Origin of the sequence: Sporosarcina sp. P12(2017) (assembly GCF_002743035.1) — a bacterium.
Classification (GTDB): domain Bacteria; phylum Bacillota; class Bacilli; order Bacillales_A; family Planococcaceae; genus Sporosarcina; species Sporosarcina ureae.
On sequence record NZ_PDYL01000009.1, the window covers coordinates 92524 to 116930 of the forward strand.

The 24407-nt window shown below is 39.5% G+C and carries 22 protein-coding genes; 4 read left to right on the plus strand and 18 right to left on the minus strand.

All coding sequences use genetic code 11. From position 1 onward, the window contains the following. Nucleotides 1-175 precede the first annotated feature (175 nt). From CSV80_RS09110 to nagZ, 5 genes are all read right to left on the minus strand, one after another. Nucleotides 176-1465 (minus strand): purine/pyrimidine permease, encoded by a 1290-nt coding sequence (locus CSV80_RS09110; protein ID WP_099670581.1) that lies wholly within the window; start codon nt 1463-1465, stop codon nt 176-178. 504 nt (nt 1466-1969) lie between these two features. Continuing rightward, nucleotides 1970-4333, minus strand: coding sequence for a penicillin acylase family protein (locus CSV80_RS09115; RefSeq protein WP_099670582.1), 2364 nt, complete (start codon nt 4331-4333; stop codon nt 1970-1972). A gap of 238 nt (nt 4334-4571) precedes the next feature. Beyond that, nucleotides 4572-5366 (minus strand): VLRF1 family aeRF1-type release factor, encoded by a 795-nt coding sequence (locus CSV80_RS09120; protein ID WP_099670583.1) that lies wholly within the window; start codon nt 5364-5366, stop codon nt 4572-4574. Nucleotides 5367-5469: 103 nt separating this feature from the next. Beyond that, nucleotides 5470-6102, minus strand: coding sequence for a lipase family alpha/beta hydrolase (locus CSV80_RS09125; protein WP_099670584.1), 633 nt, complete (start codon nt 6100-6102; stop codon nt 5470-5472). 18 nt (nt 6103-6120) lie between these two features. Then, nucleotides 6121-7767 (minus strand): beta-N-acetylhexosaminidase, encoded by a 1647-nt coding sequence (gene nagZ, locus CSV80_RS09130; RefSeq protein WP_158231876.1) that lies wholly within the window; start codon nt 7765-7767, stop codon nt 6121-6123. A gap of 114 nt (nt 7768-7881) precedes the next feature. Between nagZ and CSV80_RS09135 the strand changes: the two genes are divergently transcribed. Beyond that, a complete protein-coding gene (locus tag CSV80_RS09135) occupies nt 7882-8061 on the plus strand; it encodes a hypothetical protein (RefSeq protein WP_029054954.1) in 180 nt (59 codons plus the stop codon). A gap of 47 nt (nt 8062-8108) precedes the next feature. Here CSV80_RS09135 and CSV80_RS09140 read toward each other — a convergent pair whose 3' ends face one another. From CSV80_RS09140 to CSV80_RS18025, 5 genes are all read right to left on the minus strand, one after another. Continuing rightward, nucleotides 8109-9068, minus strand: coding sequence for a bile acid:sodium symporter family protein (locus CSV80_RS09140; protein ID WP_099670586.1), 960 nt, complete (start codon nt 9066-9068; stop codon nt 8109-8111). A gap of 152 nt (nt 9069-9220) precedes the next feature. Then, nucleotides 9221-9343 carry a hypothetical protein gene (locus CSV80_RS18010; RefSeq protein ID WP_255397466.1) on the minus strand — a complete coding sequence of 41 codons (123 nt, stop codon included), beginning with the start codon at nt 9341-9343 and terminating at the stop codon, nt 9221-9223. A gap of 52 nt (nt 9344-9395) precedes the next feature. After that, entirely contained in the window at nt 9396-9518 is a 123-nt protein-coding gene (locus CSV80_RS18015; RefSeq protein ID WP_255407645.1) for a hypothetical protein, read from the minus strand. 53 nt (nt 9519-9571) lie between these two features. After that, nucleotides 9572-9694, minus strand: coding sequence for a hypothetical protein (locus CSV80_RS18020; RefSeq protein ID WP_255407646.1), 123 nt, complete (start codon nt 9692-9694; stop codon nt 9572-9574). 552 nt (nt 9695-10246) lie between these two features. Beyond that, a complete protein-coding gene (locus CSV80_RS18025) occupies nt 10247-10369 on the minus strand; it encodes a hypothetical protein (RefSeq protein ID WP_255407647.1) in 123 nt (40 codons plus the stop codon). Between the two features lie 362 nt (nt 10370-10731). On the opposite strand from CSV80_RS18025, the gene CSV80_RS09145 reads away from it, so the two are divergent. Further along, the gene (locus tag CSV80_RS09145; RefSeq protein ID WP_233201557.1) at nt 10732-11205 is read left to right on the plus strand and encodes a cupin domain-containing protein; all 474 of its coding nucleotides are present in this window, start codon (nt 10732-10734) and stop codon (nt 11203-11205) included. A 103-nt stretch (nt 11206-11308) separates the two neighbouring features. On the opposite strand, the gene CSV80_RS09150 is transcribed toward CSV80_RS09145, so the two are convergent. From CSV80_RS09150 to CSV80_RS09170, 5 genes are all read right to left on the minus strand, one after another. Continuing rightward, complete coding sequence (locus CSV80_RS09150; protein ID WP_099670588.1) at nt 11309-11623, minus strand: hypothetical protein; 315 nt, start codon at nt 11621-11623, stop codon at nt 11309-11311. A 976-nt stretch (nt 11624-12599) separates the two neighbouring features. Then, nucleotides 12600-13649 (minus strand): enoyl-CoA hydratase/isomerase family protein, encoded by a 1050-nt coding sequence (locus CSV80_RS09155; RefSeq protein WP_158231877.1) that lies wholly within the window; start codon nt 13647-13649, stop codon nt 12600-12602. A gap of 36 nt (nt 13650-13685) precedes the next feature. Beyond that, nucleotides 13686-15143: a CoA-acylating methylmalonate-semialdehyde dehydrogenase gene (locus tag CSV80_RS09160; protein WP_099670590.1), complete on the minus strand. Its 1458-nt coding sequence runs from the start codon at nt 15141-15143 to the stop codon at nt 13686-13688. Between the two features lie 13 nt (nt 15144-15156). Next, nucleotides 15157-16365, minus strand: coding sequence for an iron-containing alcohol dehydrogenase (locus tag CSV80_RS09165; protein ID WP_099670591.1), 1209 nt, complete (start codon nt 16363-16365; stop codon nt 15157-15159). Between the two features lie 51 nt (nt 16366-16416). Next, complete coding sequence (locus tag CSV80_RS09170; RefSeq protein WP_099670592.1) at nt 16417-17217, minus strand: enoyl-CoA hydratase-related protein; 801 nt, start codon at nt 17215-17217, stop codon at nt 16417-16419. 428 nt (nt 17218-17645) lie between these two features. Here CSV80_RS09170 and CSV80_RS09175 point away from each other — a divergent pair, with 428 nt between their 5' ends. Together CSV80_RS09175 and CSV80_RS09180 are read left to right on the plus strand one after the other, a co-directional pair. After that, on the plus strand, nt 17646-18242 hold the full coding sequence (locus tag CSV80_RS09175; protein ID WP_099670593.1) for a TetR/AcrR family transcriptional regulator: 597 nt from the start codon (nt 17646-17648) through the stop codon (nt 18240-18242). A 201-nt stretch (nt 18243-18443) separates the two neighbouring features. After that, nucleotides 18444-19436 carry an NADPH:quinone oxidoreductase family protein gene (locus CSV80_RS09180; protein ID WP_099670594.1) on the plus strand — a complete coding sequence of 331 codons (993 nt, stop codon included), beginning with the start codon at nt 18444-18446 and terminating at the stop codon, nt 19434-19436. A 175-nt stretch (nt 19437-19611) separates the two neighbouring features. On the opposite strand, the gene CSV80_RS09185 is transcribed toward CSV80_RS09180, so the two are convergent. From CSV80_RS09185 to CSV80_RS09195, 3 genes are all read right to left on the minus strand, one after another. Then, nucleotides 19612-20430 (minus strand): enoyl-CoA hydratase/isomerase family protein, encoded by an 819-nt coding sequence (locus CSV80_RS09185; RefSeq protein ID WP_099670595.1) that lies wholly within the window; start codon nt 20428-20430, stop codon nt 19612-19614. After that, entirely contained in the window at nt 20417-22102 is a 1686-nt protein-coding gene (locus CSV80_RS09190) for a BCCT family transporter (protein ID WP_158231878.1), read from the minus strand. Before CSV80_RS09190 ends, CSV80_RS09185 begins: the two co-directional genes overlap by 14 nt. 95 nt (nt 22103-22197) lie before the next feature. Beyond that, the gene (locus CSV80_RS09195) at nt 22198-24309 is read right to left on the minus strand and encodes an acetate--CoA ligase family protein (protein WP_099670597.1); all 2112 of its coding nucleotides are present in this window, start codon (nt 24307-24309) and stop codon (nt 22198-22200) included. Between the last annotated feature and the right edge of the window lie 98 nt (nt 24310-24407).

Genomic DNA, 24407 nt, shown 5'->3' on the forward strand with positions numbered 1-24407 from the left:
TCGCTTTGCTCCGTCCAGGGTCTCAAGACGCACGCTGATCCCTCAGGAGTCGGCCTTTCTCCGTTCCGGTACACTCTGATACTCTAAAATTTTTTTACTGATAAGAACAGAAAAAAAGCGTAAAGGACTCCCCTTACGTTTTTTCTGTTCTGTCCCAACCTCTTTTCATCTTACTTTACGAATTCCTTTGCCTTCTACGTATCATATATTGCTCAATAATGATCGCAAGAATCGTTCCTGTAATCAATCCGTTTGATAGTGTTGAAGCTACCACGGCAGGAAGTTGTGACAGGCTTTCTGCTGGGACGAACATTGTACCTACACCTACCATCAATCCAAATGCTACGGCTTGGCGCGCGCGTTCTTTTTCTGGATCAGCATCGAGTTCATTGAATGCCATCGACACCATTTTCGTAAAGATGGCAAAAGTTACAGCGTATGCAACGGGCGCAGGCAAAGCCGCAAATATGGCCATGATACTTGGAAACAACGTGATTAACACTAGGAGTGTGCTACCAATTATAAATGGTTTAATGGACGGCATACGTGTCGTGCCAACAAACCCAGCAGACCCTGAAATCGGTACGGAACCAATGGCAGAAAAGGCACCCGCAATCAGATGGATAAATCCTGAAGCAAATGCTCCTTGGCGTAATCGATCGGGCTGAGTGATTTGAAAAGATTGCTCCAATAAATGTTCCATGACACGGATCGATGCGAGCATATTCGCTACTAGCAATAATGTGATAAAGATCGCTGTAACGAGAACACCACTGTCCCATACGGGCTTTCCATAGACGAACATTTTCGGTAGTTGGATTAACTGATCGGACACTTTCGCGATGGTTGGTGTTTTCCCTAGCATTAAGAAAATTCCCCAGCCAAGTGCAATTGAAATCAATATGGCATATCTAGATATGGACGGCCGTTTATTAGCCATCGCAATAAAAGTGATTAATAAAACAATGAAACTTCCGAGTAAAATGATTGGATCCAAATGGTCTCCTGCTTCTTCGACACCCATCATGCCATTAATAAAGGTCCCGCTTAATTGTAAGATTAGCAACATTAAATAAGTGAACGTGATCGCTGGTGTGAAGAGCACTTTCATTTTCGTGATAATTCCAGTAGTTGCAAGGATAATGAATAGCACTCCGCTGTACAACATACCACTTTGCAATGCTTGCAGGGCGTCTGATGACGTTGTATAAAAAATACCGACCATGCCTGCATAGACTACATAGATTCCCCACCATAAGCCTGCGGGCCCTTCGTTAATTGGCATTCGATGTCCGAAAAATGCTTGGATCAGACAGGCAATACCGAGAACGAATATGGTTCGTTGCATGAATAGCGATGTGGCTACGGGGTCCATACCGAAGCCGTGTGCGATCGCGATGGGGGCTGCAATAGATGATGCGATGAGAAAGACGGTCCATTGTATGCCGCCCGCTAGATGTTTCATTGTAAAATTCCTCCGATAATACTTTGCAAATTAGAATCCATATAGTATACCATGTAAGATGTGTTCTTTGCTTTTTGAAATTAATCTGCGCTTTTTTTGAGTGACTGGGGCTAGAGAGGTCGTAGTTTTGAACCGGGTTAGTAAGATGCGGCAAGATCATATATTTGTCTGTTTTGAACAGAGCTACTCGTTTGACTGCCTATAGGAGTGTAATGCTCATTGGTCCCACTACGGCGCTGCTTTTCTTCCTATTAGAACCACAATCTAAATTAAATACCACTCAGTAGCGCAGGCACAACTGCGGGGTAGGCCGTGGCCAGGAGCCAATCCCCCACGTGCCAGCGCGGGTCGAGAAAGCAGACACGCACTAACTTTAGTACGCAAAAACTAGTCGAGCAGCGCCTCCAACAAAAACTGACCAAGACGCGCAGCGCAACTAAAAAAGGACCATCGCAAGAAGCAGTAAATCACTACTTTCCAGAGATGATCCTTAAGCAATTCTGATTATTTTCCTATAGGCTGCAACGTAAGTACACGACCGTCGGGAACGTTTTGTCTCATCAGTGTTTCATGGTATTGGCCTTTTGCCCAGTCCTCTGCTTGGTCGTGGAACCATTTGGATTTCAGATGTCCGCTTTGGCCGGGTCCGACGACGTGATATGTCTTGGTTAAATCGTCTAGGTCTGCAACGAAACGCCATGATGCACCGTGGTTGACGGAGCCGTCATCTTTGAAGGCGGCGGCTTGTACTGTGATATTGGATCCGCCGATTGGTTGCTTTTCAGGATTTAATAGTTTGGCGAATATGGGTGATGCACTTGCAAGTGGGTGAGGGAATGTTAGTTGGTGATAGTCACCCCATGCCCATTTTTGTTGCTTGTCACCGAAGTCATTGGCGATGTTTTTCATTGCGTTGCTAAATGAATCGAACACCCATTGATCAATGCCTTGTTTTTCTTCTAACCAGACGCTTTCTTCTCCGCTATATCCTTTACGCAGAAGTTCGTCTGTAATCTGATTTTTGCCCGGCATTAGTTCATAGACATCCGCCGGCATTTCTTCACGGAACATTTCAATTTGCAGTTGTTTCATCCACTTATGGAAAATTAGCGGAGCACTACTATCTTTTGAATCCACTTGATCCCATTCTTTTAACGTATTCAATACTTCAGTATAGTCACCTGATGGGTCTTCGTTCTCCACTGATCCAACCATGGAATCAAGGAATTCTGCTGCATGGAGGTTTTTTTGATCCATTTGCAGTTTCATCATGTCATCCACTGTGAAGTGTTCCCCTTCTCTTAACACTTCCGCTATCCGTTCAAAGCGGTATGGCTGTGCCCAGAACTTCGTGATGTGATATGGATACTTTTCATCCACCACTTCATTATTTGCTGTAGCAATGAAACCTTCTTCGGGATTCACCACACGTGGTAGTTCATCATATGGAATATATCCTTCCCAGCCATAATCGGAAGAATCTCCCGGCACTGCCAATTGTGCGTCACCTTGTTTACGGATAGGTATGCGACCGTTTGCTTTATACGCGATCGTGCCATCCGTCGAAGCAAAGACGAAATTCTGTGCAGGTGCGTGAAACTTCTCTAATGCTTTCTCAAAACCTTCCCAATCTGATGATTTATTCATCTCCATAATTGCTTCTAGTTCAAGTGTCGGCTCAAGTGCCGTCCACTGCATGGAAAACAATGCATCGGGATCTTCTTCTTTGTACATAACGTCTGAAATAATCGGACCGTGTTTCGTGACGATTACTTCATATGGTATGTCTTCGGCATCTTTAACTTTAATCGTCTCATTACGTACTTCTGCCTGCTCCCACTTTCCATCATAACGGAATTGAGCTTTTTCACTTGGATGTGGGACTTCAATGTAAAGATCTTGCACATCCGGACCAACGTTCGTAACACCCCAGGCGATTTCTTCATTATTCCCCAAAATGATTCCTGGAATTCCTGCAAAAATTACACCTTCAACATTTTGTTCAGGGGATTGTAAATGCATCTGATACCAAATAGACGGAGTACTCAGTCCTAAATGCGGGTCATCAGCGAGTAATGGTTTACCGGAAGCGGTCTTCTCACCTGATACAACCCAGTTGTTACTTCCATTGAATTCAGGCGGTGAAAGTTCCGGTAGAAAACGTCCCGCCACTGCCACATTATGTTCTTTATTAGCCGTCATGATCGATTCTGCGTTTTCGGGATACGTCAGGAATAAATCTTTCATTTTCTCTTCAGGAAACGCATTAATCGCCCAGTGGCGGAATGCTTGCGGTTGCCATCTACCTCCTAAGTCATAAGCCATATACTTCCCGATGGTTAATGAATCGACAGGCGTCCACTCTTCAGGCTCATATCCAAGAAGCGAAAATTCATAGGACAATCTCTTTTCAGATGTAGCTTCCTCAATGAATGCATTGACCCCTTCTGCATACCAGCCAAGCACCGCTTTCGCATGTTCTCCATATCCTTCATATGAAGCTTCCGCTGCATTTCGCAGACTGAATGTACGGAATAACTTATCCGTATCAACTGCCTTGTCACCGATGACTTCAGCTAGACGACCACTCGCCTGCCTGCGTGCTAGATCCATTTGGAATAAACGGTCTTGCGCTTGCACATAACCTTGCGCTCGGTACAGGTCTTCATCCGAAGCGGCATTAATATGCGGAACCCCATTGTGATCCCGTGTAACAACTACTTCTTGATCAACGAATGAAACTTGATGCTCTCCTGCTATCAGCGGTTTCGACTTTGATATGTAAGCGTTTGCAAATATAGCGACAAGAACCACTATAATTGATAGTATACTAAGTGCCCACAGCGTAATTTTCCTGACTCTTCCCATGTTAATCCCCCTCTTTAAAACTTAGTATACTATTAATATTCTGAAATTACTTTAATTATTATTCTTTAGTGCAGCCACATAATAATAGGTTGTAAATAAATTGGAGAGACGCCTCCCCGGTTAAAGTTTCAATCCGCTCTCACCGTATTAAAATTTAGATCTTACACTAAGATCAAAAAACCAAAAAAGAATGCCCCTTGAAGTCACGGACCTCTGGGACATCCTCTTATGGCACTACTTAGCGGGATTCGAAGATCTTTTGGATGACGTGATTATTGTTCGATTTTCCAAAGTTTTTGTGAATACAGCTTTCGGGCTTTTCACGCAAGATGGATGCGAAGCTTTTGGCCAGTTCCGCTTCCCCTGCCACATGCACTTCTTTCCATCCGCGCTTCTTTTTCATATTACCGACCACAGCGCCCATGTCTTTATAAAAACGATCTAGATTCTCTTTTAAGCGCAGATCAAATCCGTCTGTATGTCCTCCTACTCCCCGCTGTATGGAAGACTTGATGTTTTTTTGTTCTTTCCAGACATCGAGACCCGAATCAAATTCATACACTGTTTCGTCATGGACTCTCCCCATTGCTGTATCCAAAATCCGGACATTGCTGTAACTTGGGAGTATAATTCCCGCTTCTGGATATGCTTGTAACATATACTCTAATTCATTCGTCATCGCTTGGTTTTCCCAATGAAAGCTCGTCTTGACTGCCACTTGAACATAATGAACAGACCAAATTTCAGGATTTGCTGCTGCAAAAATGATAGCACCTTTCGCCAAATCATTTTGCTTATCTTCAATTTCCTTCATCACTCGGTCTTTCAAAGAACGAAATGCAGTCAACTCTTTTTCATCTCCCGATGCGACGAGATATTCATCAATCCTTTTCAATCCTGATTTCAAATGAATTCTCCACGCAGCTTGCTGTTGGTCAGGATCAGCAGGATTCGTGTTTAAGTATACGGACAGCACACATCGATCATCACAGTGAAATGCTTTCAACTTTTTCAACTCTTCACTAATACCCATCCAATCATCCTCCTTATTCCCTCAGCTGTAGCATGCCCGCTGAAATGAATATTACAAGGTAATTAGAGCTGTGAATTTTTTCAAGTAGAAAAGAAGTGCTGTATCAAAAATGGCCAGTTTGCAAAAAGCGTGCAGTTAAATCAGCCACTTCTCTCTGGTGATGGATTTCCTTATGACCATATGGTACCGTAATAAAATCAGCTAATCCGGCATAATAAACTGAATCCAACTCTACTCGTCCATCATTTTCCCCTTGGAGTAACTTTCCAAGCCATAAATGATTTCGGGTTCCCGCGATTGCGCCAATTGAAAAGGCTGTTATATCCGGCAAATTCAGCTGCTCAATATACGTAGCGTTCAATGAACGTAATGTTCTATAGTACTCAGTGTACCCTGAAATTTTACTCGCCACTTGCGCAAGCTGACTTCCTCGGTTTGGCGTGGCAATTTGCACACAGTGACCAATTGAATCACTCCATTGTGTTTCCTGCAATACTTTTCGAATAAGTAGACCGCCTGTACTGTGACCAACCAAATGAATAGGTGCATCGCTTTTGGAGACCATATCGGATAAATGTTTTTCCACATGATAAAGTGCTTGATCAAATTCATGATATGTTAACGGTAAGTCGAGCGATCTGCACTGAAAGCCATGATATTCTAAATAGGTAGACAACGTCTGCATATTGCGTGAGTTTTTATTAAAACCATGGAGTAAAAGAACACGTTCTTCCATGCGATCACTCCTTTATCGTTAATTACCTGATTCGATTTTCTTTATAAGTTTCTTCGTTTGTTGATTCAGCTCTTCTACATTCACTTGCTCTCGTTGAATATCTTCCACTCCATACTGTTGTTTCAGCAGTAAAACCCGTTCGACACTTTGATTGATTCGTTGTTCTGTAAATACTCCTTCATTTAGAGCTTCTTCTAATGCAGAGAGTAGCTCGTTTACTGGCGAATATCTATGCCCAACGAGCAAAATATCTCCACCTGCTACAATAGATTGGACTGCCACCTCTCCAATCGTATAGTTTTCTCCGATAGCTCCCATGACCAAGTCGTCTGTAATAACGACACCGTCAAACTGTAATTCATCACGCAATAAGTCTTGAATGATTATTTTTGAAAAAGATGCAGGTGTTTTCGAATCATACGCCTCTACAAGTAAGTGGCCGACCATTACCGCATTGACGCCGCCCTCAATCGCTTGTTTAAAAGGAAGCAGTTCTACGTTCTTTAAACGCTCCTTATTATGCGTGATCACGGGCAAATTAATATGCGAGTCTACACTTGTATCACCATGTCCCGGAAAGTGTTTGACGACAGGTATGACATGTTGCGACGCCATACCATTCGCTTGCTGGATTCCTGCTTTACTGACTAGCTGTGCATCATTACCATAGGAACGATCACCAATCACTGGATTATCCGGATTGCTATCCACGTCTAGTACAGGTGCAAAATTCATATTCAATCCAAACGCACTCATTTTGCGGCCAATTAACTCGCCAACATCATATGCATATTTTCCGTTTTCAGCAATCCCTACTTCACGATTGGAAGGAGTTTTTACGAGTCCTTTTGGCAAACGTGTAACACGTCCTCCTTCTTCGTCTGCACTAATGAATAACGGTGTTTTGGCATTAGTATTTGCTTGTTTTAAATCATTTATCAAACTAAGCGACTGCGAAACAGACACAAAATTACGAGTAAATAAAATGATGCCACCGACATGTCTGTCTTGGATAAATGCCTTCGCCACTGAATCCAGCTGCGGACCTTGCACACCCATCAGAATCAACTGACCGAGCTTTTCATCTAGTTGCATTCCCTCTATGACAGCCTGAATGTCAGCAAGTGGCTTATGGAGGACAGCGATTTCTGCGATGGATGTATTGTTTTCTGAAGAGGTAAACAGCAAGGTTAATTGATATTCATCATTCAATTCATAAACAAAAGCCGTTTGCTCATCTACTTGTCCTAGTTTGTCTGGAGCTCCTAGTATTTCTCTAGTTTGCGACTGCGTTACATCATCAAGTTTTGATTCCACTGTACGCAATTTATAGACCATATTATTCTCTGTCAAACGAAGCTTCAGCTGTTCTTTTTCATAAACCGCATAGGTTCCTTTATTATCACGTTCTACTTTATCTGCTTCCCCCAACTGGTCTTGAACTTGTTGAAAAGTAGTTTCTCCTGCTTGCCACTGTTGGTTGGGCAGCCTTCCTTTTTTAGCGGCATCGTGAATCGTACTCAACGCTTGTTTGTTCTGCTTATTTCGTATTTCTAATTGTTTAGCTTTTTCATCCTGTTCGTTCTCTTGATTCGAACACCCTGTTGCTATTATAAAAAGGGCACCGACGACGAGTAACCGTACGATTCTAGATACTTTTCGCATAGTTCCACCTCTTCTTTTAGTCATGATAACATTTTTCAGATATCTATTGATGTCGTCAACTGTCGCATAAAATTTCGAATTTTGTCCATTATAGTCGGTAGGAGGTGGACGAACATGACGAATAAAAATAACAAAAAAACCATGAATGAACGGACACACAACCCATTGGATACGTATCAGAATAAAAACAAAGAAGCCAGTAATAGTAATAATCAACGTCCGGAGGGTCATTCATTAGAAGAATTTTCTGCTGAGTTTGGATCTAGACCCAAAAATAAGAAGAAGAAAAAATAAAACAACTGCCGTGTTCTGATCTTCAGAATGACGGCAGTTGTTTTATTTTATCCCTCTTCATTTACCTCAAAATGACGTCTTCCATACCAGTTCCCTACTTTATTGTATACGGAGGCAAGTACTTGCTGGAATAGCATACCGAAAACGACAGGCATGACGACTTTCGCCGGGAAGAACGTTGTCGCGATGACAACACCAGTCGCAATATTTCGCATGCCGCCCACAAACATGAATGTGGTAGCAATTACTGGGTCTTTCCATAGTACATGCGCAATCCATAAGGCGATTGCATAGCCCGTTAACGCTATGAATAGTACAAGAGCAATAATGCCGACCAGTTCCAAAGAAACCTTCTGAACATAAGGCGCTACTGCACTACCATTGATCGCAACAATCGCAAACAGACTTAATTTAGAGAAGGGAGCTAAAAAGGGGCCCCATTTCTTTTGGATGCTTCCCTTTGATAGTTCATTTAACGTAATACCTAGTATTGTAGGAAGTACAATCATCCACAGTAAATTTAAGATTAGTGACATCGTATCAATTGTCACACTTTCTCCTACGACGAAGTACAGCATAGCCGGTAAAATGATAGGTGCCAGTAATGTATCAATCAATATGATAGATAAGCACAGAGGTAGATTACCCTTCGATATGGTTACCCAAATCACACTCGTAACCCCCGTCGGAATAGCTACTGCCAATACAAAACCTACCGTCAGTAAATGATCATCAAAAAAGACTGTGGATAAAAAGTAAGCCCATGCAGGCATTACTATATGCAGAAAAGCGATGCTTACGAGTACTACGGCAGGATACTTCCTTACCATACGCACTTCTTTGACATTCATGCCAAGACTGCCTACAAACGTCATAAAGGCAAACAACCAGGAGACGATAAATAATAACTGCTCCCCTACTTGATGAAACAATACACCGATCACTAAGCTAAGTGGTGTTAATATGGCAATCCATCGTTGTAAAAAAATATTTAAATTACTAAACATATAATTCCCTTCTTTACTAGCCTGACGTCATGGTTGATATAGTCGTATTCTAGCATAGTAGATTGTGTGAGAATCAATAATCTAACTAACAAATATAATGGATGCATAAAAAACCCGCAGCAGTACATCGCTACGGGCATGTGATGATGAAATTATTTTGTGTATGAAAGAACTGCATATTTGCTGAAGTTCTTCATCGCGTCAGTCGCTTCTGCTTTCTCAGCATATTCAAAAATACGTACGTTTGCTTGGTCGAACAAAGTAATTACCCACATGTTTGTCAGTCTCCTTTTAATTTGTATTCATTTATCACTAGTAAAGCATCGCTTAGTATGTGTATGTTAGAACTGCGTAATTGTTAAAGTTCTTCAATGCTTTTGTTGCATCTGCCTTCTCAGCATATTCAAAGATCCTTACGTTTGCTTGATCAAATAATGTGATAACCCACATGTTTGTCAGTCTCCTTTTAATTTGTATTCATTTATCAATAGTAAAGCCAACACTTAGTATGTGTATGTTAGAACTGCGTAATTGTTAAAGTTTTTCATTGCATTTGTCGCTTCGGCCTTTTCAGCATATTCAAAGATTCTTACGTTTGCTTCGTCAAACAATGTGATAACCCACATGCTGTGTAGTCTCCCTTTTGTTTGGCAGCATAGTTCCTTGAATGGAATCTGCTAACCAATTTCTTTTGTTACTCTTATCATACTCTGTTCTACAACAAAAGAAACCGATATGTGAAGCTTTTCACAAATCATTCAAAGTCAAAACGCTTACATATGTCGTAATTGTGTCTGCAAACGTTTTCTTATCAACGAATTAGAAATTATGCATAATTTTATACATATAACTTAATTTTTTCATCAACATAAAATTACATCCTTCGACAGCGGCCGTGAACTAGCATCTCCAATTATATAAGTTCCAATTCAATTTACATGTAAAAACCGTAGCGAAGTACGCTACGGTTAAGGTAATAACTGCTTATCTTGTGTAAGTAAGAACGGCATATTCACTAAAATTTTTCATTGCATTCATGGCCTCTACCTTCTCTGCATACTCAAATATTCGTACATTCGCTTGAGTAAATAAAGTAATTACCCACATGTTTGTCCATCTCCCTTTGACATTCTTTTATATCGTTCATTATTATTAGCTATGTGTATGTTCAGTACTTTTTATTTTGTATAGGATAAAACAGCGTACTCATTGAATTTTTCCATGGCAGTGGTAGCTTCTATTTTCTCTGCATATTCAAAGATCCGTACATTTTCTGTTTCGAACAAAGTGATAACCCACATATTGTTCAATCTCCTTTTTAGTTGTATGTTGATTCACTAGGCGAGAATCTATAATCAACTTCTCTTGTCACCCTTAGTATACTATCCTTTTCAATTGGTTTGGCCACATTGTGAATACCTTCACAATTCATTCAAAGTTGAACCGCTTACATATGACTACTTTGTGAATTCTAGTCACAATAAGTTTAGCTGTTTACTCATTTTTCTTTTAAACACAAATTAGAGTTCCATACATATACTATGATGAAAATATAAGGAGAGGGATGAGTGTTATCCATCAACCTGTTTCTAATTTCATATTAGCGTGTTGGTATCACCCGATGTATATATGGCCTTGTTTCCCTGTGTATCCTTCACAGCAAATGAATCAGTCTGAATTTCATGCTGTACTATCACACCATAGTCAAACAGATTATGGTCCTATGCCTTTCACGATTAATATAGAAGAGGCAACAAAAAGGAACCAAACATTTCGCACCGCGTTATGGACAGGTGACCATTTGCAACTCACACTTATGAGTATTGCACCGGGAGAGAATATTGGTTTAGAGATACATCCCCATGTCGATCAATTTATTAGACTTGAGGAAGGGCAAGGAATGGTTCAGATGGGACGTAGAAAAGATCAAGTAGATTTCGAGCGGCACGTTCAGGGTGATGATATTATTATTATTCCGGCTGGGTCCTGGCATAATTTAATAAACACCGGTACTGTGCCCATCAAATTGTATTCTATTTATGCACCGCCAAATCATCCGCACGGTACGGTACACGAAACGAAGGCTATAGCGGATGAAATGGAGTCCACACATACTACTCACAATACGGATATATAGTTATCTGAAATCACTATGATTATGATAGTAAAAGTTAAAAAGACAAGACACCCATTTACACGGCGTCTTGTCTTTGTCATTTCTATTCATAGTGTAAAATTTTTCATAAAAATAATAAGGCTAAGCTAACTACGATAGAAATTGAGAGCGCAATTTTACTTAACAACACAAGCTCTTCACTTCTGAACTTAATAACAACTGCCAATATAGCTACTATCCCCATTACGACGGCTAGTGTTCTTTGAATTGCAAAGTTTGAAGGAAAAGTTGTAAACGCTAGGTACGATAAAAGCAGGCCAAATAACATATTGATTATAATTATACTGTTATTGGATTTACTTTTATATAATACGACTTGAATTCCTATCGCTAGGACTATTAAAACTATATACATGATTTCCAATATGCCTAATGCCATATGAGTACCCTCCTCCCTATTATAAATAACTAATTCAGTAATTGTAACATGAAGTCGATACTTAGGATATTTCTTCATTAACTGTTGCATAATTAATTCAAATTCCGCATCGGTTCTATGATGTCCACATTTTTATGAGTGTATTCATCTGAATCACGTCGGACATATTAATTTTTATAAAATTTCCGGAGATTATAGGATGCCTCTTAAGGTAGAAAATAAGAAGATAAGAGAAAGTATTGGTCTAATTTTAAATTATAACAGTATATTTATATTTATATATGAATATCATCGCAAAAACCGAAGAAATTATTGACAGTGTTAAAGCAAAAATTTCTTTGGACAAAGTTGAGGGTCTTCTAGGAAAAGCATAAAACGGTTTTAATCTATTACTAAACATTAAGGGCCTTACCTTTCATTAATATATGAGGGATCAGGGTCCTAATTTTTGCTCATTTTATAAAGTACTAGCAAATGGATTTGATCATTTCATGTGGAAGGTGTATCAAAGTTTTAAGGTAGATTACGGATTTCGAAGGTTTTTAACAAGAGAGAAACAAAGTGTGAAGGTAGTGTTTATGCTTCTTTTTTTGGCAATACACTGAATAAACTTTGCAAAAATATCCAAACTTATTTTTTTAAGTATCACTCTCAATAAAGTTAATCTTTAATCAGAGGGGGCTCGATCCCCCACTGATTAAAGATTAACCACTGTTCAATGAGAAAGCGAAAGAGGAGTGGGACCTTACTAACTCATGAAAATTGTTAGCTAAAATGCTATTCTGAAAGCTCTTGATGACAGCTGATGAGTGTGAGTTCCAGCCATGAGAAGTTCGATTAAACGTACTTAAATAAGTGTAATAAAAATAAAGAATCCATTCTACGCAAGAAACCGTTTGCGCAGAATAGATTCTTATTTTGTATATAAAATGTTGGTAATGCATTCATACACGCAAACACATTGTATTTCAGCAAATTATACTTTGATTGAAGAAAAATACTTCTCTACGTCTTCATTCGTGACTTCCGCAATTGATGGTGGATTCCATTTTGGAGAATGATCTTTATCCACTAATACCGCACGAACTCCTTCATAAAAGTCTGCAGTCTCCATAAAATGAAGGGCCATATTTCTTTCCATTTCCAAACATTCTAACAGCGATTGGCTTTGTCCGTTGATTAATTGCTGGAGGGTAACTTTTAAAGACGTAGGCGATTTTGAAAGAATATTTTTCACTGTTAATTCTGCCCATTCATTACCTTTAGCCTTTGCATTTTGCAAAGAATCCACGATTTCTTCAACTGTTTCAAATTGGAAATGCCGTTCTATCTCTTCCTTTTCAACCGACAACTGTGAGCGACCTGGCGTTTCAGTAGAGTAGGATTGAATAAACGCATCTAAATCTACCATGATTGATTCAGCAGACCATTGTTTGGTGCGCATTTCACTTTGGATAGTTTCCCAATTGGCACTCTCCATATAATAATCTGCAACATTCATATAAATAGTATCACTTGCGGGTATCACTTTTGAAGTGAGTGCTAGGTAACGTCCAGTATAGCCTGGTAGTTGATTCAGGAAAAAGCTAGCCCCTACATCTGGAAAGAATCCTATATTCATTTCAGGCATAGCCCATTTGGTTTTCTCCGTTACGATTCGGTGTGATCCCCCTATGGAAAGACCAACACCACCGCCCATTACGACACCATTCATATAAACCATAATCGGTTTTTTATAATGATGAATCGTAGCATCTAATCGGTACTCTTTTGAAAAAAATTCATTTGCATAGGATTCGATGTTCTCATTTTTCAAATCGTAGAACTTTCGCATATCCCCTCCCGCACAAAATCCTTTTTCTCCTTCACCTGATAAACAAACGAAGACTACGCGATCATCATTTTTCCATTTTTCAAGAGCTTCCGTTACTAGTTCAACGACTTCGATATTGATGGAATTTAAAACTTTAGGACGGTTGATTTTTATCCAACCTACTCCATTGTCCACCTCTGTTAACACCACCACATGCTTCACCACCTAAACTATTTGGATGTAATTATTTCAATATCTTGCCGTAAGCATTTTTCTTCTTGTATAGAAATTGACTCCGTCTTTTCCATTTGCATGAAGATCTCCATAGAACGAATCTTTGTGACCAGAGAACGGGAAGAAAGCCATTGGAGCTGGTACACCCAAGTTCACTCCTAGCATTCCTGCATCCATTTCTTCTCGGAATTGTCTTACTGCTTTGGCGCTATCTGTGTAGAGACATGCCCCATTCGCAAAATCAGATTCATTGGAAAGTGCTATAGCTTCATCTAAAGTTTCCACCCGAACGATGGATAGTACTGGAGCAAAGATTTCCTCTTTCCATATTTTCATTTCTGACGTCACGTGATCGAAAATAGTAGGTCCTACATAGTATCCTGATTCCTTTACCTGGTCATTACGACCATCACGAATAAGTCGAGCTCCTTCTTCCTCACCTACAGAGATGAAGTTTTCAGTTCGCTCTTTATGTGAATCGCGAATGACTGGACCTAAAAACACATTATCTTCCAGCCCATTGCCGATAATTATTTCATCTGAAGCTTTTACAAGTCTATCAACTAATTCATCCGCAACGTTTCCGACCGCTACAACTACGGAACATGCCATACAGCGCTCTCCAGCTGAGCCAAATGCAGCACCGATAATATTTGTAACTGCGTTATCCATGTCTGCATCCGGCATAACGATCGAGTGGTTCTTTGCCCCAGCAAGAGCCTGCACACGTTTTTTATTGGCTGCAGCAGTCTTATATACGTATTCCGCAACAGGTTGAGAACCAACAAACGAGATCGCTTTCACATCTTTGTTCTCCATTAATCCATTTACCACGTCATGTGCACCATGTATAATATTCAATACTCCATCCGGTAGACCCGCTTCTTTGAAAAGCTCAGCTAGACGATTGGCTAGGAGTGGTGTTCTTTCAGATGGCTTAAGAACAAATGTATTTCCAACTGCAATTGCAAGTGGGAACATCCAACATGGAACCATCATCGGGAAGTTAAACGGTGTGATTCCACCTACCACACCTAAAGGATAGCGGTACATACCCGACTCTACTCCAGTTGCGATGTCAGGTAGCTGATCACCCATCATAAGCGTAGGAGCCCCTGCTGCAAATTCCACACATTCAATTCCACGCTGCACTTCTCCATAAGCTTCCGTGTAACTTTTACCATTTTCAATAGTAATGATTTTCGCCAATTCTGACCAGTTATCGACCAACAACTGTTGATAACGAAACAGGATACGTGCTCGTCTAGGGACTGCCACTTTACTCCATGATTTAAAAGCCTCTTTTGCAACTGCTACCGCTTGATCTACGTCTTTTGTGGATGAGATAGGTACAGTGGCAATTATTTCGCCTGTTGCTGGATTAGGCACTTCTTCGTATTCTTCAGTATCCGCTATCACCCATTCACCATTAATAAAGTTCTTTACTTCTTCTACGTTTGTCTTGACAGTCATCTAAACCGCCTCCTTAGTTTGTTTGTTGAGCAAATTGTATTTTCTCACTAAAGTCATAATGATAACACTTTTGATATAATTCTATAATTTCATCTGCAGAAGGTATCTTAGGCGTATTTGCTGGACTCCCACTTTCAATTGCATCCGCTGCCATCTTTGATAAAGAACTTGTAAATAATTCTTTATCTATTCCATATGTTTTCATATTAGGAATGTCTAAATCAAAACAGAGTTGCTTTAATTCATTAATGACTTCGATTGCTAATTCTCGATTTGAGTAAGTGTTCGCATTTTTAACAATTCGCTGTCCAATTTGTGCGAGTCTATCAATTGTTGCTTCCATAGTAAATTCAAGCACAGCTGGTAGTAGCATAGCGTTAGAAATTCCATGAGGTGTATGAAATAGCGCTCCTATAGGTCTAGACATTCCATGAACGAGCGTCACTGAAGCATTAGAAAATGCAGCCCCTGCCAGCATGGAACCTAGCGCCATGCTTGATCTCGCGTCCATATTCGTCCCCTCTTCATAAGCGGTTCGAATACTTCCGATGATATGATCAATAGCAGTCAATGCTAATACGTCAGTAACGGGATGCGCTTTCCTTGATATATACGCTTCAATTGCATGACATAATGCATCCACACCAGTCGCTGCCGTAACGCCTTTCGGACACGATACGGTCAGATTCGGATCTACAATAGCAACTGCTGGTAGTAAACTTGCATCGGCCAGCATCATTTTGATGTCTGTTTTGACATCTGTGATCACTGTTACCTTTGTCACCTCAGACCCTGTTCCTGCAGTTGTAGGAACTGCAATAACCGGCAGTGGTTCCTTCGTAAGTTTTTTTCCTGTCCCAAAGTAGTCTGTCATTGTACCACCATTTGTCATCAATACTGAAACCGCTTTCGCAGTATCAATACAACTCCCCCCACCAATTGCGACAATGTGATCACATTTTTCATGGGAGCAAATATCAATAGCTTCTTTTACGTGTACATCCGTCGGTTCTGAATCGACATCCAAATACGTTACGTAAGACAATCCACTCTCGTTGAGCAAGTTCTTACACTCTTCCACATATCCTAGTTTCTCCATTATGGGATCACTGATAATTAAGGTCTTCCCACCCAATTTTGTCGCTTGTTTTCCTACTTCTTTGAAAGAATCAATTCCATAAAGGATCGTGCTTGGCATTAGCAATTCGTAAAAAGTATTCATCAATTTACACCCCTTTACATCTATCTGCTTGAGTAGTATTTTTACGTTTCGTTACGACTTAAAAACCGGTTTACGTTTTTCAATAAATGCGTTAACACCTTCTACCATGTCTTCTGTCACGAATAATTGAGCCCACTGCTCTGTTTCGATTTCTAGTCCTTCAGAAAGTGTTGTTTTTGTACCTTCATTAACTGCAGTGATCGCAGCTTGAATAGAATGTGAGCTTTTATTTAAAACAATGGATTCGGCAAGTTTCTTCGCTTCATCTAATAACTCTTCAAGTGGTACAGATTTATTGACTAAGCCTATTCTTTCAGCTTCTACCCCACTTATAAATTGACCAGTCAGTATTATTTCGAGTGCTTTTGCTTTATTCGTTAGACGTGGCAATCGCTGCGTACCACCAAATCCGGGAATCAGACCTAAGTTTAATTCCGGTTGGCCTAGTTTCGCTTCATTTGCTGCAATACGAAGATGACAGCTCATGGCAAGTTCAAGACCTCCGCCTAAACATGCACCATTAATCGCTGCTATGACAGGTTTAGTTAAGCTCTCAATTTGATTTAATACCGCTTGTGCATCAACAGATAATTTCTTACCCTTTTCTTTATCATGGAAAGCTTCAGTAAACTCTTTAATATCTGCACCTGCAACAAACATCTTACCTGTACCTGTTAATACAGCAGCCTTAATGCTTTGGTCAGATTCGATAAAATTCATACAATCTGACAAACCTTTAATAGTCGTTGAGCCTAATGTATTTGCAGGAGGACAATTAATAGAAACATAACCTACTCCATTTTCCACTTTTAAATCAATATTTGTAAATTCTCTAATTTTTACACTTTCCATCAACAATCACTCCATTTCAATGATATAAATTCATTTATAACTTTTAGAATGTTTAACTTTAGAAATTTGTGTAAACTTCACTCCTCTTTTATCTTCTACACCCCTTTCTAAATTATTCAAATTAATAATCTTCTTTACACTTTTAGTTTAATATGAATATCTAACATAGTCAATAAAAATTTGACCGGACAGAATAAAAATAAATATTGTTACCTTCAAATTAAGGAAGGTTCACGACATAACGGCAATAAGCATACAATTGGCCTTGTGGTGAATTGCTAATTAATGATATGATTTTACTATAGAAGCTATTTTTTCAGTTATGAGTACATAACAAAAGGACTTTCCTTATACTGATAGACACTCCCATTATGTACTTGAACATATTAATATCGATTTAGGAAATTTAAAATTGGAAGGTGAAGTAAATGAATGCTAGAGCAGAAGAGAGAAGAAAACAAGTATTACGCGCAACACTGAAAGCAATTAGCGAGAAAGGTTTTAACGCAGTTACCCTTCAAGATATCGCTGACTATGCTGATGTCAGTAAAGGAGTTATTAGTTATTATTTTAAAAATAAAGAGGATGTCTTTTATCATTTGCTTGAGTGGATGACTGATCGTATATTTCAAAATGAATATGCTGCAATCCAAAAAGAAGAGCTCGCAATTGATAAAATGAGAGCATACGTGAATGCAGCTTTCAAAAGTCCAGAGGATAACCGTATATTTTACAGCGTCTACTTAGAATTCCTTGCTCAAGTGAACCAAAACGAACGGTTTCGTGAAGTCAATAATATGTTCTATAAAAATTGCTGGTTTATCGGAAGTGAAATCATAAAAAAAGGTAAATCAGAAGGGATCTTTGAAACGATAGAAATTGAAAGCGGAAGCCATATGATTCGCGCTTTGATTGATGGTTGCCTTCTCCAGTGGTTGATGAGGAATGACAAATCACTTCACTCTCGTTATAGAGACAATTGTTTTGAAACCATCGTTACTTATTTAAACTGCAAGCAGTCCTAACATTCTCTTAATCCCAAAAAAGATTGACCGGTCACATATCTGTTGTATAATAGACGTTACAGGCTTTATAATATTGAAACAAGATATATCATCTTTTAGATCCTGGTAGGCTTGAGATGTATAGGGGGTATATCTGCAAGAAAATTAGTATGACCAGTCAAAACATTTCAAACAATAACATCTACATTGGAGGGATTTTAAATGAACGATTTACAATTTAGAGCTTTACTAGTAAATAAAGATGAAAATGACTTTTCTTCAACAATCACTACTTTAAAAGTAAGTGACTTGCCCGCTGGCGATGTGATCATAAAAGTTGGATACTCCAGTATCAATTATAAGGATGGGCTAGCAGCAACTCCTAATGGTAAGATAGTCAACGCTTATCCCCATGTGCCTGGAATTGATATGGCAGGTACTGTCGTTTCCTCTACAGATTCCCGCTTTAATGAAGGGGATGAAGTTATCGCAACGAGCTATGAAATTGGCGTTTCGCATTTTGGCGGATTTAGTGAGTACGCTCGAGTTTCTGCTGATTGGATTGTTCCATTACCAGATGGTTTATCCATGCAAGAAGCTATGGCTTTCGGAACAGCTGGTTTTACAGCTGCACTCTCTATACAACGATTAGAAGAAAATGGAGTGACACCTGATAAGGGACCCGTTCTGGTCTCCGGAGCCACTGGCGGCGTCGGAAGTTTCGCAGTATCTATGCTTGCTAAGCTAGGGTATCATGTAGTTGCAAGTACTGGAAAAGAAACCGAGAAAGAATTCCTCAATGATATTGGTGCGAATGAAGTTATTTCACGTCAAGATCTACAACCAGAAAAAATAAGACCTCTCGATAAACAACTTTGGGCTGCAGCCATCGATCCAGTTGGCGGCAATACACTTTCTTATATAGTTAGCACACTGCAATATGGCGGTTCGGTTGCTGTAAGTGGATTAACAGGAGGAACTAATGTCCCGACGACAGTCTTTCCGTTCATATTAAGAGCAGTTAATGTACTTGGGATTGATTCTGTTTATTGTCCCATGTCAACACGCAGTGCGTTATGGAAACGAATGGCGACTGATATGAAACCTGATAATTTAGATGTACTTACAACTGAAGTAACTTTAGATGAGTTGCCTACTACTTTGTCAAAGATTTTGGAAGGTCAAGCAAAAGGAAGAACTGTTCTTAAACTATAATAGATCACTTTGAATCAATCTAGGAATACATGCACAGCTAATTATACTATCGCCCCATGAATGAAGTAGGCATATGTTTCGCCTCCATTCATGGGGCGTTATAACGAACATTATCAACTATATTCAGCCGTCAAAAAGCCCACTATGATTTCATAGCGGGCTTTTTAGTGGAAGCTTACACTTTCTCTGTTCCCTTTAAAAATGCACCTACACCCTTCTCACGAATGATTCGGCCTGCTTCCGCAAATTCTTGTTCCTGGCTTAAGAAGAACATAGAAATTGCCGTTTCAATATTGTAATCAAGCGATTGTTTTAAATTCATCATTTCATATGTCTTATTAATTGTCATTTTTGTGATTTTTAGTGCAGATGGCGGTATATTGACCATTTTTTCCGCCATCTTTATAGCTTCTGCCACCAATTCTTCTTGCGGCACAACCCGATTGAAAATACCTAGGCGATAGCCTTCCTCCGCATCAACGGAATCACCGGTATAGAGTAGTTCTTTAGCTTTTCGCATGCCTACTATCCATGGCATCATCAACGTAGCAGGTGCAGCGCCAAAACGAATCTCAGGTTCACCGATCATAGCCGTATTAGACGCAATGGCCAGATCTGCCGAGAATATCCAATCCGCTGCTACACCGTAAGCGTGTCCATCCACTGCTGCAATAACAGGTTTTTTCAAGTCCCATAATTTTAGTCCAACCCGTAAGAACGTCTCTAATTGTGCACGATATACTTCTGACGGTTCATCGCCAATAGGAGACGGTAAATCCATAGACTCTTTAAGGTCTGCACCAGCAGAGAAGTTTCCTCCAGCTCCTGCCAAAATTACCACTTTTACATTCGAGTCCTTTTCTGATTGATCCAATGCATCCCAGACATCTTCTGTCATTTGCTCGGTTACCGCATTTAACTTATTCGGGCGATTTAAAGTAATCGTCGCAATGTTATTTTCAACTTTATATAAAACTGTTTTATAATCTTTCATATTTTTCTTCCTCTCTATTTTCAAATTTTACAATACCACTATCCAAACGCTGGTCCGTTATGATTCCAAGATTTTCTTTTTGTAAATTGATACTGACTGATCCTAGGTTCTCCTTTTCCAAACTTTGAATAACAACTTCAGCTTCTTCTAACTCCGTATCCTGTTCAAGATGCGCTTCTGTTTTCAGCATTCTCATTAAAGAAACGACAAGAAGTAGAATCACTAAAATAAAAGGCAGCGCTGTTAAAATTGAAGCCGTTTGTATTGTTTGAAGATCTCCTCCAAGAACCATCAAAGTAGCTGGCAGGATAAACAAAGTAATAGCCCAAAACAATCTATTCCATTTAGCTGGCTCCTCATTTATTTTAATTTTAGGAGTAGTTGCCGATGCCATCATATACGCAGCAGAATCGAATGTCGTAGCTAAAAATATTAAGGCAATGAAACTAAATACTAATACAGCCAACCAGCCAAAGGGAAGCGTATTGATGACTTCAATAATTGCGGCCGGTGCACCTATTTGCTCTACCAAGCTAGTTACCGATAAAGCATTCGTAAGTTGTAAATTCATGGCGTAATTACCTAGTACCGTGAAATATGCTGTACACCCCAACGAACCCCATGCAATTCCTCCCAAGATCACTTGTTGAATTGTTCTTCCTTTAGATATCTTGGCAATGAATAATCCCATAAATGGAGTGTAAACAATCCACCACGCCCAATAAAAAACAGTCCATCCTTCAACAAATCCTGAATTTCCTACTGGATCTGTGTACGTATTCCAACGTATAAAGTTACTAAATAGCATTCCAATACTGTTTGTTCCCATTTTCAATATAAATTCAGTCGGTCCAACCATAAGGACATAGCTTAACAAGAGGATGGAGAAAACAATAGCTATATCACTTAAAACTTTCAATCCTCGTTTTAAACCCGAATAGGCACTCCATGTAAATAATGCTGTACATAATATTAGTATAAACACATTCATTCCCATGGATGCCTCTATACCTGTTAGCTTACTTACTCCTGCAGCGACTAATGGCGTCCCTAAACCTAAAGATGTACCAGCTGCTCCTAAGATTCCGAACATAAACGCAATATCAATAGCCTTGCCTAATAGGCCATCTGCACGCTTCCCTATCACATTTCTACAAATTTCACTTAGTCGTAATATAGGTACTTTCAAGATATAGTATGAATATGCAATTGGAATAGCCGGTAAAACGAAAAATGCCCAAGCCGATGGGCCCCAATGGAATATTCCATAAGCGGCTGCAATTTCTGCTCCATTAACAGTTCCTGCTTCAATGCCATATGGAGGCGCTTTAAAATAATATGCCCATTCAATCGTAGCCCAGTAAACTAACCCAGAAGCAACTCCAGCACAGAATATCATTGCACCCCAACTAAAATTTGAAAACTCTGGTTTTTCATCTTTTGTACCAAACTTTATTTTCCCATGTTTACTAAAGTATAAGTAAATTAGAAAGGCGAATCCACCTGCTCCTGCCCAAAGAAAAACCATACCGAACTTTTTTGTGACAAAGCCATTGGCTATATTAACCAACTCACTACCCTTTTCAGGAAACAGAATCAATGGTAAGCAAATTGCAACAATCAATACAAATGTGGAGATGAATATAAACCAATCAATTTTAGTTTTTCTCAAATCTATTACCTCCCTGAGGATACATAGAACTAATTTTTCTGCAACGATAATCTGTGTATTTTGGTTCATCTTATTTAGTATACATATCGAATTTTTTACCTAATCAATTCTCCCTGATGTTCTTTAACAGTTTTTTTTACGGATGCTAGAACATCCAATGCGACCACTCCAGTTGTACGAACGGCTAACGGATTAATTTCAAATTCCACGATTTCCTCATACTTTTCGGTAGCCATTTTACCCATTTGTATAATAGACTGAACTAATGCCTCTTTATCTAATGGCGGATTCCCCCTAAACCCTTGAACATTTTTCCAAAGCATAGGTATACTACGGATCATGCGCTCTGCTTTTTCAGTTGAAATCGGTGGAACTGCTAAGACTACCTCATTAAATAATTCTGTGTAGATGCCTCCTAACCCAAATATAACAATCGGACCATACTGAACATCTGTTTTATAAGCTAAAATGGTTTCAAATCCGTCAGTTACCATTTCTTGAATTAAATAAAATGGGGAATTGAGATGTGCCATACCTTCCCATGCAGCTTTCAACTCATTTGCATTATTTATATTCAGAGCGACTCCGCCTACATCTGTTTTATGTGCTAATCCTTGTGCTTTTAACACGACAGGATAGCCAATCGAATCGCCATATTCAATAGCATCCTGAAGAGCGGTTACCACTTTTTCTCTAGGTGACGAAAATCCGTTGTTCTCAAGCAACTCTCTTCCTTCATCATCATGTAGCAGAGTCGGTTGAGATTGATCTGTCTGTTCGAATGAATAAATCCGTGTATGATTTTTCCGATCTAAGAAATCTGCATATTGGAATAATGCACGACAGGCAATCAGCGCATTTCGACTACCTTGGATCACTGGAATTTGTGCCTCATCCAAAATCGCCAATACCCTTGGATCGAACTCTGTTTGAATATGACTAAAGTATAAGAACGGTTTATCTGATGTTTTTCGTAACTCCGCAAGATCTTTTGCAGGAGTACCCGTAAAATCAAATTCATGATCTCCTTGTCCGTTAGGTGCATCAATCGCAACTGTAATGAGACCAATATTCGGATCTTCCGTTAAAGATGTTAAACAAAGATTTGATACCTCTGAAAAATCCTTGCTACTCTTCCCCCAAATATCTAATGGGTTAGATAACACACCCAATTCAGGAAGCTCATCGCCCACTTTTCTTATTGTATCTTCAGAAAAATCGGCAAATTCAACGCCATAATCTTCTGCCAAGTCAAGCAATAATCCAGCTTGCCCTCCTGATACGGTTAGTGCAGAAACTGTTTTTTTAGTAGGAAGATATGGTTGAGATAATAATTGAGCTACTGCAACCGCTTCATCAATATCATCAACAAATATCACTCCGTGTTCTTCAAGAACCAGCTTCTCGATCCTATAATCTCCAGCAAGTGCTCCTGAATGTGCATTTGCAACAGCTGCCGACTTTATTGTTCTACCTACTTTCATAGCAATGACAGGTTTCTTATTGCTACTGCATAGGTCGAGTGCTCGTAAGAAAGCTTGATGATCTCTAATGGCTTCAATATATAAAATAAGGACAGATGTCTCAGGATCATTGGCTAATAAATTTATATAATCAGCCATTTTGATATCTGCTTCATTCCCAGTGGAATAAATTTTATTGATACCTAGTCTAGAGGCAATAAAAGCATCATTAACTGAACCGCTCTGTGAAACAATAGATACTCTACCTTTCTTTAATGGACGTAGCGGCCTATGCAATGTCCCAATGTATGGTGTGAAACGATTCTGCATATCAAAATATCCCATGCAATTCGGTCCTACTACTCTCATTCCCGTTTTTGAAGCGCTTTCAAGAATGTGGTTTTGAATTTCTTCTCCCTCACGTCCACTTTCTCCATAGCCTCCACCTGGGATCACGAGAACTTTTGCTTTGATTGCACTAGCTGCACTAGCGACTTCCATCATCAAGCGAGGATTCACCAGTCCAATGACAACGTCAATATCTTTATCAATATCTAGTAGAGATTGATAGCACTGAATGCCACCAATATTTTCATATCGAGGATTTACAAGATAAATAGTACCCTGATATCCCATCTGCTTTAAATTATCTAGCATTACAAGTGTGGCAAAACGATTATTCGCTCCCACAACCGCAATTGTTTGAGCTGGACTTACTAACATTTGAAGATTTTGATCTTTCATTTCTACACCTCAATTCTCAATTTTGCATATACCTTTTAAAATAATGTGAATATTCAACAATTTAATTATATCCCGTAAAATTTGACCGGTCAATCTTT